The sequence below is a fragment of the Paracraurococcus ruber genome (assembly GCF_004353985.1).
GTDB lineage: Bacteria > Pseudomonadota > Alphaproteobacteria > Acetobacterales > Acetobacteraceae > Paracraurococcus > Paracraurococcus ruber.
This window is the reverse complement of sequence record NZ_SMOA01000628.1, coordinates 1-855: the sequence shown is the minus strand read 5'-3', so window position 1 is coordinate 855 and position 855 is coordinate 1. Positions and strand designations below refer to the sequence as shown.

The 855-nt window shown below is 79.9% G+C and carries 1 protein-coding gene; it reads right to left on the bottom strand.

From position 1 onward, the window contains the following. On the bottom strand, positions 1-837 hold an 837-nt coding region (locus E2C05_RS32185), incomplete at its 3' end, for an AzlC family ABC transporter permease (RefSeq protein WP_133223645.1). Between the last annotated feature and the right edge of the window lie 18 nt (positions 838-855).

The window sequence follows — 855 nt, the reverse complement described above, 5'->3', positions numbered from 1 at the left end:
CGGCGCCGCCACCGCCAGGGCGACGAAGGCGGCCAGCGTCGCCTGGCTGACCGCCGCCGCCCAGGCGACCAGCGGATGCTCCGGCCGCAGCGCGCCCGCCATCAGCAGCCCCGCCGCCCGCAGCAGCAGCATGGCCAGCGCGGCAAGGCCCAGCGCCAGGTCAGCCGTTGCCACGCCGCCCCAGAGGAAGGCCAGCGTCCCGCCCAGCAGCCCCGCCGCCAGCAGCCCCCAGGCCGGCGGCAGCAGCCAGGCCACCGGCGCCGCCGCCACCCCGGCCAGCACCGCCCGCCGCGGCCCGGCCAGGCGCAGGTCGGCCGCCAGCAGCAGGGCGAAATAGAGCGGGTTGGCGAAGAGCAGCGCCGCCAGCAGCGGCGGGTCCAGCCAGGGCGCCGCCAGCCCGCCCAGCAGCGTCGCCAGCCCGGCCACCAGCCAGGAGGCCAGGGCGAAGCCGAGGAACCAGGGCAGCCGCGCCGCCGCATCCAGCCCGGGCAGCACGCGCATCGCCGCCGCCCAGGGCGTGATGGCAATGAAGGGCAGCGCCAGCCAGCGCCGCCAGCCCGGCGGCCCCAGCCACGGGGCGAGCGCCAGCGCCATGGGAAGGAAGCGCGCATTCGCCGCGGTCGCGCCCAGCGCCGCCGCCACCGCCCCGGCGGGGGCCGCCTGCAGCAGCACCAGTTGTCCGGCCATGCCATAGACCAGCAGCGACGACCCCAGCGCCCAGCCGGGCCCGAACCCTGCGGCCGCCACCGCCGCCCCGAAGGCCAGGAAGCTGACCGCCATGGCCAGCGCCGGGGCGCCGAGCGCCGCGGCGGCGCCGGCGCGGAAGGGCGCGGTCATGCGGCGCGCCGCATCGCC